The sequence below is a fragment of the Salinarimonas soli genome (genome assembly GCF_008386575.1).
GTDB classification, from domain to species: Bacteria; Pseudomonadota; Alphaproteobacteria; order Rhizobiales; family Beijerinckiaceae; genus Salinarimonas_A; species Salinarimonas_A soli.
On the sequence record NZ_VUOA01000285.1, the window covers coordinates 1 to 216 of the forward strand.

Sequence of the window (216 nt, forward strand, 5' to 3'; positions counted from 1 at the left end):
TAGCCACGCGTGGGTGGACCTTCAGGTAGTCAGGCGTGTTGTAGAACTTGTCGCCGATCTCGGCAAGCAGTTCCTTGGAGATGGAGGTGTCCAAGCCGTGCGGCAGGTCCTGAGACGCGGTGATGCCGGTCTGCTCCTGAGGCTTGCCACCCTTTTCTGCCTGGCGGACATCGTTGAACACCTGCTCGAGCTGCTCGTGGAAGTCGCGCTGTACCA

At 60.6% G+C, this 216-nt stretch carries 1 protein-coding gene; it reads right to left on the reverse strand.

Annotated features, from left to right (window positions below):
- Window positions 1-216, reverse strand: a 216-nt coding sequence (locus tag F0L46_RS25935) for a hypothetical protein (protein WP_149822451.1), incomplete at both ends; no start/stop codon positions are given.